Origin of the sequence: Stenotrophomonas maltophilia (assembly GCF_002799245.1) — a bacterium.
Taxonomy (GTDB): Bacteria; Pseudomonadota; Gammaproteobacteria; order Xanthomonadales; family Xanthomonadaceae; genus Stenotrophomonas; species Stenotrophomonas maltophilia_S.
This window is the reverse complement of sequence record NZ_NEQV01000003.1, coordinates 201,551-214,454: the sequence shown is the minus strand read 5'-3', so window position 1 is coordinate 214,454 and position 12,904 is coordinate 201,551. Positions and strand designations below refer to the sequence as shown.

Here is a 12,904-nt window from a genome sequence, read left to right as displayed (position 1 = left end):
GGATCTACGGTTCCTGCAGCGCCTCGAAGCGCTCGGCGAGGTAGTCGATCAGCGCACGCACCGCCGGCAGCAACCCGCGTCGCGACGGGAACACCGCGTGCACGATGCCGTGCTTCGGTTGCCACTCCGGCAGGACCTGCACCAGCGCGCCACTGGCCAGTTCGTCGCTGATCATCATCCGCGGCAGCATCAGCAGGCCCACCCCGGCCATGGCAGCGGTACGCAGCGCGATCATGTCATCGCTGACCAGCCGCGGGCGGTGATGCACGCTGGCCTGTACGTCGTCCGGCCCGGTGTACTCCCAGGCATGCTGCTGGCTGGGTGATGCCAGGTCGACCGTCGGCATCATCGCCAGGTCGGCCGGCACCTGTGGCGTGCCCAGCCGCTGCAGCAGCGCCGGGCTGGCACTGGTGCACCAGGCCCGGCGCGCCAGCACGCGCACCACCAGGTCGCTGTCCTCCAGCGGCGGGGGCCGCACCCTTATCGCTACGTCCACGCCCTCGCCCACCACGTCCACGCGGCGGTTGGTGGCGTCCAGCTGCACGGTCACCTGCGGATGCAGGGCCAGGAAATCGGCCAGCATCGCGCCGATGCGCGCGTGCAGGATCGCGATCGGGCACGCCAGGCGGATCGTGCCGCGTGGCTCGGCGCGGGACATCGCGATCGATTCTTCGGCCGCTTCGGCTTCGACCAGCATTGCCTTGCAGTGGCGGTAGTAGTCCTGGCCGACCTCGGTGACCGAGAAGCGCCGGGTCGAACGCTGGATCAGGCGCACCCCCAGCCGCTCCTCCAGCAGCGCGATGCGCCGGCTCAGTTTCGACTTCGGCATGGCCAGCGCCCGCCCTGCCTGCGAGAAGCCGCCGTGCTCGACCACCATCGCGAAGTAGAACAGGTCGTTGAGGTCACAACGGCGGATATCAGCGATGAACACGGGGCGATCTCCTGCGGCGCAAGGCCAGCGCCATTGTTCACCAGATAGGACTATGACGGCAAATATTGGCGTCTACCGGGCTTATTGTCACGGCGATATCGTCTCCGCAACGAAGAACAGCGGCCGGCAGCCCCGGCCAGGAGATCGCCATGAAGCGTGTCACCGGAACCTACAGTGCCCCTCGCCCGCATTGGGTCGGCGACGGATTCCCCGCCCGCTCGATGTTTTCCTACAACACCCACGGCCAGCACCTGAGCCCGTTCCTGCTGCTCGACTATGCCGGCCCCTACCAGTTCGCGCCCAGCGAAACGCCGCGTGGCGTCGGCCAGCATCCGCATCGCGGCTTCGAGACCGTCACCATCGTCTACGAGGGCGAGGTCGCACACCGCGATTCGACCGGTGCCGGCGGCACCATCGGCGCCGGTGACGTGCAGTGGATGACCGCCGCGTCCGGCATCCTCCACGAGGAGTTCCATACGCCGGAATTCAGCAGGCGGGGCGGCACGCTGGACATGGTCCAGCTGTGGGTGAACCTGCCGGCGCGCGACAAGATGGGCGCGCCGGGCTACCAGACCCTGCTCGACGCAGAGATCCCCTCGGTGGACCTGCCTGATGGCGCTGGCCGCGTACGAGTCATCGCAGGCCGCTTCGACGGCCACGCCGGCCCGGCCCGCACCCACACGCCGATGGATGTCTGGGACATCCGCCTGCAGCAGGGCCATCACGCCGAACTGCCGGTGGCCGACGGCCGCACCCTGGCGCTGGTGGTGCTGAAGGGTTCGGTCCGGGTCAACGGCGGCCCGCCGGTCGGCGAAGCACAGCTGGTCACCTTCGACCGCAGCGGTGAGGACGTGTTCGTCGACGCCGACAGCGACGCCACCGTGCTGCTGCTCAGCGGTGAGCCGATCGACGAGCCGGTGGTGGGCTACGGCCCGTTCGTGATGAACAGCCAGGCCGAGATCGCGCAGGCGGTCAACGACTTCAACAGCGGTCGCTTCGGCCGGATCGCGCACTGAGCACTTCAACGCGGCGGGCTTCGACCCGCCGCAACCATCGGGCCATCGCCCGCCTCCCCGGCAGCCTGACCCTGAGCAACCCCGCCAACGTCAACGGTGCGCGCCCGGTGATCGATCCGGACCAGGCGCAGGACGAGCAGAACAACCACGAACCGCTGGATTCACAGCGCAGCTGAGTTGCCCCGGTGCCGGCCGATCGCCGGCACTCCCCCGAACAGGAGACCCATCATGTCCAGTGAACCGATCCGCGACCCGGCCAGCGATCATCTGCTGACCCCGCAGAATTCCGCCTTCATCATCATCGACTACCAGCCGGTGCAGGTGAACTCCATTGCCTCGATGGACCGTCAGCTGCTGGTCAACAACATCGTCGGCACCGCCAGGGCCGCGGTGGCCTACGGGCTGCCGATCGTGCATTCGACGGTGAACGTCAAGACCGGCCTGAACAAGCCGCCGATCCCGCAGCTGCGCAAGGTGCTGGCTGGCTACCCCACTTACGACCGCACCACCATCAATTCCTGGGAGGACGTCGAGTTCCGCAAGGCGGTTGAAGCCACCGGGCGCCGCAAGCTGATCATGACCGCGCTATGGACCGAGGCCTGCCTGACCTTCCCGGCGCTGGACGCACTGAAGGAGGGTTATGAGGTGTACGTGGTGGTCGACGCCGTCGGTGGCACGTCGCTGGCGGCGCATGACGCGGCACTGCGCCGCATCGAACAGGCCGGTGGCCAGTTGATCAGCGTGCCACAGCTCTTCTGCGAGCTGCAGCGCGACTGGGCCCGTTCGGCTACGGTTCCGGATTTCATGAACCTCTTCATCGAAACCGGTGGCACCGCGGGCATCCAGTTCTCGTACGATCGCACCGAGTGATCGCATGGCGGCGCCGGCGTGTATTGGCGCCGCCGATTTCCGGCAGCCGAGCATGGCTCGACGCTAAAGACAGATGGAGAAACCGATGGCCTACGCACGCATTGTTTCAACCGCCGACAACTACCTGCACCACATCAGCAATGGCAGCTTCGACGTGGATGCGGACGAACCTGCGTCGCTGGGTGGCCAGGGCAAGGGGTTCGCACCGTTCGACCTGTACCTGGCCTCGCTGGCGGCATGCACCGCCATCACCCTACGCATGTACGCGCAGCGCAAGGGCTGGGAACTGGGCGAGTTCCATGCCGAGCTGCGCTCGGAACGCGACGGGGATGGACGCTTCCACGTGCACCGCGTGCTGCATGCCAGCGCCGAGCTGAGCGATGCGCAGTGGCAGCGGTTGCTGGAGGTGGTGGAAAAGACCCCGGTGACCCTGGTGATGCGCGAAGGTGCACGCATCACCAGTGAGCGCGGAAGGGCGGCCCCGGATTCAGCGCCGTGAATGCAACACGGTGCGCTGGCGCATCGCGTTGAATTCCTGCTCCACCTGCTGGATGTCTTCGGCCTGGAAACCGGCCGCATCCAGCAGCTGGTCGGCGGCCGCCGCCGCCAGCGGGTCATCGTCACGCTGGCGCCAGCAGCGCGCCGGCAGGAAATAGCCCACTTCGCTGCGTCCGCGCATGATCACCACCGGCCGCCCCGCATACAGCAGGAACTCGGCCAGGTGCTGGCGCAGGCCCTCCACTGAAACATAGGCCGGACCAACACCCAGCATCTGGCTGGATGGCTCGGGACTCTCGAACAGCTTGCGACGGCTCATCCACTTCTCCTTTTGAACAACGCGTGGTCTCCTTTCCTTAGACGGGCGCATCGCTGCGCCCCCGCCACGCACTACGTGATCCGCATCACGCCACCACTCAGAAGCCGGTGTTGAACTCCAGCTGGAACACGTCGATCGACAGCGGCGCGCCGGACACTTCCTTGGCCGCCATCCACTTGCCGCTGATCCAGCTGCGCGCGTCCAGCGCGTAGGCACCGCCCACGTAGTAGCCGCGGGCGTTGGTGCCGCCGAGGTGGAAGTTCGGATCGTTGTAGGCATCGGGCAGCGCATCGGCCTCGATGTGCTTGTAGCCCAGCAGCGCCTGCCACTGGCCCTTCTCCTTCAGTTCGGTGGCACCGAAGGTGGCCTGCACCATCCATGCGGTGTCACCGCTGCGGAAGGTGTCGATGCTGGCGGTACCACCGGCGTCGTAGTTGTTGACGATGCCGTTGTTGGCACGGCTGAACATCGCCTGCTTGTCGTAGGCCAGGTTGCGGATGTAGTCGCCCTCAAGGCGCATGCCGATGTCCTGGGCCAGCTGGGTATCCCAGCGCAGGTTCAGCGTGGCGAGGCGGAACGCCGAGGCCAGGCCGACATACTGCGGGGACGGCGTGTTGGCCGGATCCAGCGGGTTGCGCGCGATGTCGCGGATCAGCATCAGGGTGTTGCCCTTCTGCATGAAGGCCGGGCGCGACCAGTCGGTATCGCAGCCCACGGCGCCGGCATACAGCGCACATGGCGAGGACAGGCGGCCGCTGATGTTCTTGAAGTCGTAGTACCCCAATGCCGCGCGCAGTGCATTGTCGTCGTTGAAGCGCCAGTTCACGCCCACCTGCGCACCGGACAGCCACTTGTTCTCGTTCGGAGTCTTGACCCGGCTCTGGCTGGGCGCGCTGTCGGAGGTGTACTCCAGCGGCACCACCGCCAGATTGCCGAACAGGCCGAGATCACCGCCATCGAAGTCGTACTGCAGGTTGGCGGCCAGGCCGTCGAAGTTCAGGTCGTTGGAGAACAGCGTATCGCTGGTCCAGAACGGATTGCCGAAGCGGCCACCACGCACCGTCACCCAGTCGGCCGGGCTGTAGGCCAGCCAGGCCTGGTCCAGCCACACGTCCTTCTTGCTGAGGCCGCCGCCCAGCTGCTCGGTGGTCGACACCGGGCCATTGCTGCTGCCGCTGGCCAGGCGCACACCGGCCGTGGTGTGCTGGCCAATGGTCGCCTCGATGCCCAGGCGGGCGCGGATGCGCCACAGGTTGCGCCGGTCCTGGCGGGTATTCAGCAGCGGGGGCAGCTGCAGATTGGTGTTGGTATTGGTGTCGAAGCCGTTGCCGGAATTGATCGACGACCAGTTGCTCACGATGTCGCTGTTGCGTTCGGAGAAGAAGCGCGACTCGCTACGCACGCGCATGTCACCGGTGACCTTGATGCGCTTGGTCCATTCGGCCACTTCGTTCGGTGCCGCCCAGCCTTCGGACTTGGCCTGCGCCATCACGTCCTGGCGCACCTCGTCACGGATGCCGTCGCGCACGCTCTGCGGCACGTAGGGCACGCGCACGTCACCGGCTTCCAGGGCCACGCCACCACTGGCGGCCGAAGTCGCGGTGGCTGCGGTGCGCGATGCGGCGGCCGCCTCGGCCTCGGCCTGCACCAGCAATGCCTGGCCATCTTCGGGCTTCAGCGCGCCACTGGCGATCAGGCCCTTGATCAGCTTGACCATGGTGGTTTCGGCGGCCATCGCACCGGCTGGCGCAGCCAGGCTGAGCAGCACGGCGCAGCACAGCAGCGCCCGTCGGGCCGGCCGCGGGCGGCGGGAGTCGGTTCGTGCGCGGACGTGGTCGTTCATCACGGTTCTCATCGGAAGAAGGGAAATCACGGAGGTCGGGAATCAGGCCCCGGGCCGGCGGCCCTGGATCAGGACGCGGGCGGGGAAATCAAGGGACGGTGGCGGGGCCTGGTCGACCTTGCCGATGCGGCGCAGTGCATCGAGCACGGCCGCGTCGGCCTCCTCGTTGCCACTGCCACGCACCAGCTCGACCTTTTCCAGGCGGCCATCGCTGGCCAGCCACACGTTCACCTGCAGCTGGAACGCCAGGCGCTTGACCTTGTCGTCGCGCGAGATCGCCTGCTGCATCAGGTAGCCGAGGTAGCGCCCATAGGTGGCATTGCCGGCGCCGCCCCGGCCGACGCCGGACGAACCGCCACCGCTGCCGGACTGGATGCCGAAGTTGTCACCACCGGCCTGCGCATCGGCATTCATCGTTACCGGATCGGCATTGTCCGGCGTTGGCGTTGGCTCTTCGGCTGGCGTCGGCTGCTCCAGCGGCTCCGGTTCGGGCATCGCCTCTTCTGGCGGCGTTTCCGGCTCCGGCGGCTTTTCCGGCGGCGGCGGTGGTGGTGGCGGCGGTGGCGGCAGCGCCAGCATCGGCGGCTGCACCACCGGCCGACGGGTGCTGGCAGTGTCCTTGAACAGCAGCCACCACAGCGCGACGCCGAGCACCAGCAACGCGACCAGCACCAGCGCGACGGTCACCAGCAATGGGCGACCGCGCATGCCGGGCTCCGGCCGAGGGGGTTGATGGGCCGTCATGCCTCAGCCCTGCGCCTTGCCGGTGACCAGGCCGACCTGGGCCAGCTCCAGGCGCCGCAGCAGGTCCAGCACCTCGACCACGCGGGCGTACTGCACCTGCGCGTCACCGCGCACGATCACCGGGAAATCCGGCGTGGTCGCGCGCTCGGTACGCAGCCGGTCTTCCAGCTCGGCCATCGTCACCGGGTAGGCATCCAGGAACACCTGGCCGCTGGGGTCGATGGTGATCGCCTTGGTCTTCGGCTTTTCCAGCGCCACGCTGTTGCTGGCCTTCGGCAGGTTGACCTCGATGCCGGGGATGGAGGCGTTGCTGGTCAGGATGAAGATCACCAGCACCACCAGCAGCACGTCGACGAAGGGCGTCACGTTGATGCCCTTCTCGCGCTTCTTGATGCCGAACTTCGCCTTCTGGCCCATGGCGCGCCCCTCAGCCCTGGACCGCGGCCGGGCCGCGCCCGTCCTGCTCTTCGGCCAGGCGCGCGGCGAACTCGTCGATGAACACCGCCATGTCCGCACCGATCGCTTCGGCACGCGCGCCCAGGTAGTTGTAGCCGAACAGCGCCGGGATGGCGACGCCGAGACCGGCTGCGGTACACAGCAGCGCTGCGGCCATGCCCGGCGCCACCGAGTTGATGTCCACCGCGCCGGCCATCGCCGCCACCACGAACACCAGCATGATGCCGATCACGGTGCCGAACAGGCCCACGTAGGGTGCGCCCTCGATGGTGGTCGACAGCCAGTTCATGCGCCGCGCCATCGCTTCCTGCTCGCGCACCATCACCGCATCCATCGAGGCGCGGATGGCAGCGATGGTGGCGCCACTCAGGTAACCGCTGTTGCCGTCACGCTGGTGGCGCTGCTGCATTTCATCGATGGCCACCTGGTAGATGCGCCACAACGAGCCATCGTGCATCGCGGCCGGGGCCTTGCCCTGGCGGTCCATGTCGGACAGGGTGCGCAGCGGCACGCCGCCCAGCTTGCCGAAGCTCTCGGTGAACACCGCATTGGCCTTGCTGGTACGGCCGAAGTGGCGGCCCTTGGCGATCATGATCGCCCACGACAGCAGCATCATCAGGCCGAGGATGGCGACCACCACCCAGGCATCGAACGGCATCGCCCTGAGAATGAAAGCGAAGTGGCTCTGGCCGGCCGACTGCTCGTCGGCGCCGTAACTGATCAGGCGCGAATCGGCGCCCTGTGCGGTAGCGTCGGCCAGCAGCAGTGCCGCCGGTCGTGCCACCCGCGAGACGCGCAACTCATCCAGCGCACCTTCGAAGTTGGCCAGCGGCTGCGCCGCGCCCGGGGCGTCGGCACCCACCACCGGCGCGCTGCTCAACGCAGGCAGCTCGCCACTCAGCTGGGCGACCACCCGGCCATTGAGGTACAGCTGCAGCGCTCCCTTCTCCGCGGTCAGTGCCACGTGTGCCCACTGCCCTTCCGGAATCGGCTGCGCCGGGGTGCTGCGCTGGCCATTGAGCTGCATGAACGGCACCCGGTTCTCGATGCCCAGCACCAGCTCGGATGCACCTTCGCGACGGGCGTAGATCGCCTGCGCGGCAGTGCTGCTGCCCGGCTTGATCCAGGCCGACACGGTCAGTGGCGCGCCCGCTTCCTGCGCCAGCGACGCGCTGGCCGGCAACGGCAACGGGCCGGCACCCAGCTGGACGCCGCGGCCGATCACCGAGCCTTCGGAGGGCGGCACCACGGCTCCGGCATTGTTGCCATAGGCGGTGGTGTCGCGGGCCGGCGCGTTGGCCTCGGCAAAGTGGTAGACCAGCGTGTAGTCCGGATCGAACACCTGCTGGCCATTGCCGCTGGCCGGGGCCTTGTCGTTGCCGTAGTACATCCAGATCGTCTGCGGCGCGGCGGCGCTGACCGCCGGCACGTCCACCCAGACCAGGGCCAGGCCCAGTTTGGGATCGAACTGTTCGATCTGGTGGGACAGCACGGTGCGGCCATCACCCGACACGAAACGCAGGTCGTTGCCCGCATCCTGGGTGCCGTCGAAACCGAAGTTGCCGGTATGCAGGCGCAGCAGCAGCGGCGTGCGGCCGGGGTCACCGGCCAGGCCCGCGCCCTGCGGGCCGGCATCGACGGTGATCGGCTTGCGGTACTTCCATTCGGCCTGCCACCAATTGGCATCGGCCGCGGCAGCGGGCAACGCAACCAGCGCGGCCAGCAGCAGCAACACTCGGGAAAGCAAACGGTCCATGCGAGGGGTCTCCGGAGAACGCATGTTCAAGGAAAGGGTCAGTAACTGGTGCTGATGTTGAAATGCAGGCGCGGGTCGTCCTTGCGCGTGACCGGCCCATCGGCATAGGGCCAGGCGTAGTCCAGGCGCAGCTGCAGGTGTTCACCCAGGCGCAGCTGCGCGCCCAGGCCGACCGAGGCCAGGTTGTACTTGTCGCGCTGTTCGGGCAGCGGCTGGCGCAGGCGCAGGTAGGCCGCGTCGGCAAAGCTGTAGACCCGCAGGTCGGTGCCGCTCCACAGCGACCATGCCGGGGTGCGCCATTCCAGGCTGGCCAGGCCACCGTAGTCGCCGATCGCCTCGGCCGACAGGTAGCCGCGCACGGTGTACATGCCACCGGCGGCGAACTGCTCGGCGGATACCAGCGGCGCATCGGTCACCTGCAGCGAGCCGCGCGCGTACCACTGCCAGTCGCTGCCGAAGGTGTGGGTGTTGGCCACATCGGCCTTGAAGGCCACGAAGCTGGGGTCCGCCCAGTAGCGCTTCTGGCCGAAGGCGGTGGCGTCGCTGCCATAGCCGAACAGGCGACGGGTGCCGGCCACCAGCTGGGTATTGATGCTCAGCTGGTCCTGCTCGCCCTGGCGTACCCCCACGAAGGCCAGGGTGATCGGCGCGTACTTCAGCGGCGTCTTCAGGCTGTCCTTGCCCATCTGCGTGTCTTCCTCGGTGTCCTTGAAATCCACACCGAGGCTGAGCTGGCGCCACCACTGGCTGCTGCCGGCAAGGCGGTAGTTGAGCTTGATGCCGATCGAATGGCCATTGCCGATCACATTGGTGCCGGTGCCGGTACCGACCTGCCCGCCGGCGTTCAGCACGCGGCTGTCGGATTTGTAGCCGGAGGCTTCCAGGCTCCACGGCGTGCCTTCGAACGGCATCGTGTAGGAGGCGGAGAACACCTTGGCCTGTTTGGTGTCTTCCGGCGCCACATACACGCCGATGCTGGCGCTGTGCCCTCGCCTCCACAGGTTGTCGTAGGCCAGCGACGCACTCAGGCGAAGCTTCTCGGTATCGGCGCTGTGGTCGTTGTTGAGTGCCGCACTGGCGCGCCACGGCGACTTTTCGTCGACCTGCAGGTCCACATCCATCGTGCCCGGCACCTGGCCTTCGCGCACCAGCGGCATCACCTGGCGACGCCCGCCTTCATTCAGGGCGGTCAGCTCCTTCTGCGCCTGGTCGAAGTCAGGCACCTTGCCTTCGGCCAGCGCCGGTACGCGTTCGCGGATGCGCTCGGGCGATTCGTGGCGGGTACCGACCACGCGCAGCTGGCCAATCGGCGTCTGCTGCACCTTCAGCAGCACCACGCCACCACTCACCTGCTGCTCGGGAAGCTCCACATAGACCGACTGGTAGCCCGCCTGCTGGTACAGCGCGTGGACCGCATCGCGCGCCTTCTCGACATCGGCCAGGGTCTTGCCCGGGCCGAGGAACGGCTCCACCGCGCGTTCAATGTCGCGCGGATCGAGCACCGTGTTGCCGCGCACGATGTACTCGTTGATGTTCACGCTGGGCGCAGGCGCCGCCTCCTGCGCGAACAGCGGCAGCGGCAGCGCTGCCAGGGCCAGCACCAGCGGATGCAGGCGCAGCGGAAGGCGGACGGCTCGGCACGGAACAGGATTCATCGAAGGCATCGCGTCGTATCGAAGGGAGTGGCCAGGGAGCGGCGCGTGGGTCTACCAACAGGACGTGTACGTCGCGTCAAAGCCGCCAACAGTTTTGTGACAGCACTGTCATCTTTTGACAGCGTCGCAACGCCCGCAGGCGGACCCTGCCTTCGCCACACGTCTTCATTGCAGAACGTCGATTGCTGCGGGAGATTCGAGATGAGTGAATCGTTGATGGCGGGCCTGCGCCCTGCCCTCGTCCTTGCCTTGCTGCTGGCGCTGCCATCGGTCCGCGCCGAAGAGGCGAAGAAGCAGGAAGATGCAGCGCCGTGCATCGAAGTGCAGGTCAACGGCGAGCGCATTCCGGCCTGGGACTGCCTGCAACGCAAATTGGCGCCACCATCGAAGCCAGCGAAGTCACCGGCGCTGCCGGACGCCGAACGACTGATACGACAGCCCGGCAACCAGCTGATGCAGTACAACCTGGAAGGCACGCGGCAGCGCATGGGCGATGCCTTTGGGCGCTCGGTGGTGCCACAGCGTCCGGCACGCTGAGCCTGTTCCTCTGTAGCGCCGAGCCCACGCTCGGCTGTCTCTGGACGCAAGGCGGAGCACACGCGGGGAGAAGCAACCGAGCCTGGGCTCGGCTCTACAGCGCGCCGCTCTGACGGCCGGCCGGCATGATGCCATCGCTCGGCACCGGCGGCAGCTCGGGCACCGGCAGGCTGCGCGACTGCCCCGCCTGGTTCAGCTCCACCGCACTGGCGCTGATGCCGGTGAGAACCGTGCAGGGCCCCAACCGCTGGCCCGGTGCGTAGGCTTCGGCAGGACGGCCATCCACGGAAAGCAGCGCCAGCGGCGCGTGGTCGCCGGCCATCACCCCGAGCACGACCACCTCGGTCTGCACCGCGCCGGGGGACAGCAGCCGCACAAGCGGCAGGCTGGCCACCGCGTCGAACAAGGGCCGCGCAGGCGCCTGCGCATGCGTTTCGCTGGCCGCTGCGGTGGGCGTCACCGCAGACAGGGTCACCCCCCAATAGGCCACCACCGCCAGCAGCAGGGTTGCCGCCAGCAGAGTCAACAGCCGATTGCGATCCCAGCGCCTGCCATCCATGCTCCGCACCTTTCGCCACGTTCGTGTCTGCCCACGCTAGCAGCCCTCGCTGACGCTTTTGTTTCATCATGCAGGCCTACGCTGGCAGGCATCGACCCGGACAGGAGGCAACGTCGATGCAGCGCGTGCCGCGTGGTTTCACCCTGCTGGAACTGATGGTGGTGCTGGTGATCATCGGCATCTGCACGGCGGGCATCGGGCTGGGCCTGGGCAGCCTGCTCGATCCGGCGCGCCAGCTGCGGCAGGAAGCCGAGCGGTTGGCGCAGCGCCTGCAGGTGGCGCGCGACGAGGCCCGTATCGATGGCCGCACCCTGCGCTGGCAGGCCGACACCGCCGGCTACCGCTTCAGCCGCCGCGAAGGCACCCGCTGGGTGGACGTGCAGCGCGATGACCTGCTGCGCCCACAGCCTTGGCAGCCGGCCGGCATCACGGTGCAGCCGGCCACGCCGATTGAACTGAGCCCGGAGTGGATCGGCGTGGCGTGGGAGCTGACGTTGTCGTTGCAGGGCCGCCAGCTGCGTCTTCGTGATGATGGCAGCGGACAGTTGCAGGTCGTGCAGTGAAGCGGAACGCGCGCGGATTCACCCTGATCGAAGTACTGATCGCATTGGCGATCGTTTCAATTGCGCTGGCCGCCGTGATGCGCTCGGTGGCGGTGGCCACCGACGATCAGTCACGCCTGCGCGACCGCCGCCTGGCACTGTTGTGCGCGCAGGACCGCTGGCAGGAGCTGCGCCTGGCCGGGCAGCCGCCGCAGGAGGGGCGGCAGCGCTGCGTGCAGGGGCGCAGTGGTTTCCTGGTGTTGCAGCATCTCGGCACGGGGGATGACGGGCAGCCGCAACTGGAGCTCAGCGTGGTTGCCGAAGATGCACCGCGGCAGTCGCTGGCGCGCATGCAGCTGCCGTGGACGGCTGCCCGATGAAGCGTGCGGCCGCAGGTTTCACCCTGATCGAGGTGATGATCGCGATCACCATCATGGGCGTGCTGGCGTTGATCTGCTGGCGTGCACTGGACAGCGTGGCCAGCAGCGATCAGCGCCTGCGCCGGGCCGATGCCGAGACCACGACGGCGCTGCGCGTGCTGCAGCAGTTCCAGCGTGATATCGAGATGCGCGCGGACGATGCGCTGATGAACGGCGCGGTACGCCCGGCAGATCGTCCGCAGCGCCTGCTGCCCCCTTCGCTGGTGAGCGAACGGCATCCCGATGGCAGCTTCACGCTGGAGATCACCCGCAGCGCGGGCAGCGATGGCCTGCGCTGGCAACGTGTGCGCTGGTGGCGGCAGGGAGGCACGCTATGGCGGGCCAGTGGTGCGGTCACGGACCGGTATCCCCTGCCGGCGCCGGAGCCGTCAAAGGGAATTGCGGTGGCGCACGATGTGCAGCGGTTCGAGGTGCGGGCATGGCAGCCGGGTGCCGGGTGGGCGATGTTGCCCAGCGAGGGCGAGGTGCTGCCGGCCACCGGGCTGGAACTGCGGTTGGTCCTGCGCGATGGGCGCGGGCCGTTGAGCTACCGGCGGGTGCTGGAGCTGTAGCGCGCGTGCCTGGCAACGCATCCACGCATGGCGTGGATCTACTGCCGATTCGCATTGAGCCCGCTCTGGTGGGTGCCGACCGTTGGTCGGCACTGGGGCTGGCCCGGGCATCCACGCATGGCGTGGATCTACTGCTGTGCTGGGCCCGCTCTGGTGGGTGCCGACCGTTGGTCGGCACTGGGGCTGG

The 12,904-nt window shown here is 67.9% G+C and carries 15 protein-coding genes; 7 read left to right on the top strand and 8 right to left on the bottom strand.

Annotated features, from left to right (window positions below; genetic code table 11):
- Window positions 1–4: 4 nt before the first annotated feature.
- Complete coding sequence (locus B9Y64_RS11900; protein ID WP_100440879.1) at window positions 5–931, bottom strand: LysR family transcriptional regulator; 927 nt, start codon at window positions 929–931, stop codon at window positions 5–7.
- A gap of 149 nt (window positions 932–1,080) precedes the next feature.
- On the opposite strand from B9Y64_RS11900, the gene B9Y64_RS11895 reads away from it, so the two are divergent.
- From B9Y64_RS11895 to B9Y64_RS11885, 3 genes are all read left to right on the top strand, one after another.
- The gene (locus tag B9Y64_RS11895; RefSeq protein ID WP_100440878.1) at window positions 1,081–1,947 is read left to right on the top strand and encodes a pirin family protein; all 867 of its coding nucleotides are present in this window, start codon (window positions 1,081–1,083) and stop codon (window positions 1,945–1,947) included.
- Window positions 1,948–2,175: 228 nt separating this feature from the next.
- Window positions 2,176–2,817: a hydrolase gene (locus B9Y64_RS11890; RefSeq protein WP_100440877.1), complete on the top strand. Its 642-nt coding sequence runs from the start codon at window positions 2,176–2,178 to the stop codon at window positions 2,815–2,817.
- Between the two features lie 85 nt (window positions 2,818–2,902).
- Entirely contained in the window at window positions 2,903–3,316 is a 414-nt protein-coding gene (locus B9Y64_RS11885; protein ID WP_100440876.1) for an OsmC family protein, read from the top strand.
- On the opposite strand, the gene B9Y64_RS11880 is transcribed toward B9Y64_RS11885, so the two are convergent.
- From B9Y64_RS11880 to B9Y64_RS11855, 6 genes are all read right to left on the bottom strand, one after another.
- Entirely contained in the window at window positions 3,305–3,634 is a 330-nt protein-coding gene (locus tag B9Y64_RS11880) for a hypothetical protein (RefSeq protein WP_005409871.1), read from the bottom strand. The genes B9Y64_RS11885 and B9Y64_RS11880 overlap by 12 nt on opposite strands.
- A gap of 97 nt (window positions 3,635–3,731) precedes the next feature.
- On the bottom strand, window positions 3,732–5,477 hold the full coding sequence (locus tag B9Y64_RS11875; protein WP_100440875.1) for a putative porin: 1,746 nt from the start codon (window positions 5,475–5,477) through the stop codon (window positions 3,732–3,734).
- 42 nt (window positions 5,478–5,519) lie between these two features.
- Window positions 5,520–6,185: a cell envelope integrity protein TolA gene (locus B9Y64_RS11870; RefSeq protein ID WP_100440874.1), complete on the bottom strand. Its 666-nt coding sequence runs from the start codon at window positions 6,183–6,185 to the stop codon at window positions 5,520–5,522.
- A 39-nt stretch (window positions 6,186–6,224) separates the two neighbouring features.
- Entirely contained in the window at window positions 6,225–6,638 is a 414-nt protein-coding gene (locus tag B9Y64_RS11865; RefSeq protein ID WP_005409874.1) for an ExbD/TolR family protein, read from the bottom strand.
- Window positions 6,639–6,648: 10 nt separating this feature from the next.
- Window positions 6,649–8,433 (bottom strand): DUF2341 domain-containing protein, encoded by a 1,785-nt coding sequence (locus B9Y64_RS11860; protein ID WP_100440873.1) that lies wholly within the window; start codon window positions 8,431–8,433, stop codon window positions 6,649–6,651.
- 38 nt (window positions 8,434–8,471) lie between these two features.
- The gene (locus B9Y64_RS11855; protein WP_100440872.1) at window positions 8,472–10,088 is read right to left on the bottom strand and encodes a ShlB/FhaC/HecB family hemolysin secretion/activation protein; all 1,617 of its coding nucleotides are present in this window, start codon (window positions 10,086–10,088) and stop codon (window positions 8,472–8,474) included.
- Between the two features lie 201 nt (window positions 10,089–10,289).
- Here B9Y64_RS11855 and B9Y64_RS11850 point away from each other — a divergent pair, with 201 nt between their 5' ends.
- A complete protein-coding gene (locus tag B9Y64_RS11850; protein ID WP_100440871.1) occupies window positions 10,290–10,625 on the top strand; it encodes a hypothetical protein in 336 nt (111 codons plus the stop codon).
- A 94-nt stretch (window positions 10,626–10,719) separates the two neighbouring features.
- Here B9Y64_RS11850 and B9Y64_RS11845 read toward each other — a convergent pair whose 3' ends face one another.
- Window positions 10,720–11,184 (bottom strand): general secretion pathway protein, encoded by a 465-nt coding sequence (locus tag B9Y64_RS11845; protein ID WP_100440870.1) that lies wholly within the window; start codon window positions 11,182–11,184, stop codon window positions 10,720–10,722.
- A gap of 116 nt (window positions 11,185–11,300) precedes the next feature.
- On the opposite strand from B9Y64_RS11845, the gene gspH reads away from it, so the two are divergent.
- The 3 genes from gspH to B9Y64_RS11830 are packed head-to-tail and all read left to right on the top strand — an operon-like array spanning window position 11,301 to window position 12,717.
- A complete protein-coding gene (gene gspH, locus B9Y64_RS11840; protein ID WP_100440869.1) occupies window positions 11,301–11,747 on the top strand; it encodes a type II secretion system minor pseudopilin GspH in 447 nt (148 codons plus the stop codon).
- A complete protein-coding gene (gene gspI, locus B9Y64_RS11835; RefSeq protein WP_100440868.1) occupies window positions 11,744–12,106 on the top strand; it encodes a type II secretion system minor pseudopilin GspI in 363 nt (120 codons plus the stop codon). Before gspH ends, gspI begins: the two co-directional genes overlap by 4 nt.
- Window positions 12,103–12,717: a prepilin-type N-terminal cleavage/methylation domain-containing protein gene (locus B9Y64_RS11830; protein WP_100440957.1), complete on the top strand. Its 615-nt coding sequence runs from the start codon at window positions 12,103–12,105 to the stop codon at window positions 12,715–12,717. The genes gspI and B9Y64_RS11830 overlap by 4 nt, the downstream gene beginning before the upstream one ends.
- Window positions 12,718–12,904 lie beyond the last annotated feature (187 nt).

Bases quoted from the DNA above. Each gene is read 5' to 3' on its own strand.
- B9Y64_RS11895 (WP_100440878.1), top strand. From the start codon at position 1,081: ATGAAGCGTGTCACCGGAACCTACAGTGCCCCTCGCCCGCATTGGGTC.
- B9Y64_RS11890 (WP_100440877.1), top strand. From the start codon at position 2,176: ATGTCCAGTGAACCGATCCGCGACCCGGCCAGCGATCATCTGCTGACC.
- B9Y64_RS11885 (WP_100440876.1), top strand. From the start codon at position 2,903: ATGGCCTACGCACGCATTGTTTCAACCGCCGACAACTACCTGCACCAC.
- B9Y64_RS11880 (WP_005409871.1), bottom strand. From the start codon at position 3,634: ATGAGCCGTCGCAAGCTGTTCGAGAGTCCCGAGCCATCCAGCCAGATG.
- B9Y64_RS11875 (WP_100440875.1), bottom strand. From the start codon at position 5,477: ATGAACGACCACGTCCGCGCACGAACCGACTCCCGCCGCCCGCGGCCG.
- B9Y64_RS11870 (WP_100440874.1), bottom strand. From the start codon at position 6,185: ATGCGCGGTCGCCCATTGCTGGTGACCGTCGCGCTGGTGCTGGTCGCG.
- B9Y64_RS11865 (WP_005409874.1), bottom strand. From the start codon at position 6,638: ATGGGCCAGAAGGCGAAGTTCGGCATCAAGAAGCGCGAGAAGGGCATC.
- B9Y64_RS11860 (WP_100440873.1), bottom strand. From the start codon at position 8,433: ATGGACCGTTTGCTTTCCCGAGTGTTGCTGCTGCTGGCCGCGCTGGTT.
- B9Y64_RS11855 (WP_100440872.1), bottom strand. From the start codon at position 10,088: ATGAATCCTGTTCCGTGCCGAGCCGTCCGCCTTCCGCTGCGCCTGCAT.
- B9Y64_RS11850 (WP_100440871.1), top strand. From the start codon at position 10,290: ATGAGTGAATCGTTGATGGCGGGCCTGCGCCCTGCCCTCGTCCTTGCC.
- B9Y64_RS11845 (WP_100440870.1), bottom strand. From the start codon at position 11,184: ATGGATGGCAGGCGCTGGGATCGCAATCGGCTGTTGACTCTGCTGGCG.
- gspH (WP_100440869.1), top strand. From the start codon at position 11,301: ATGCAGCGCGTGCCGCGTGGTTTCACCCTGCTGGAACTGATGGTGGTG.
- B9Y64_RS11830 (WP_100440957.1), top strand. From the start codon at position 12,103: ATGAAGCGTGCGGCCGCAGGTTTCACCCTGATCGAGGTGATGATCGCG.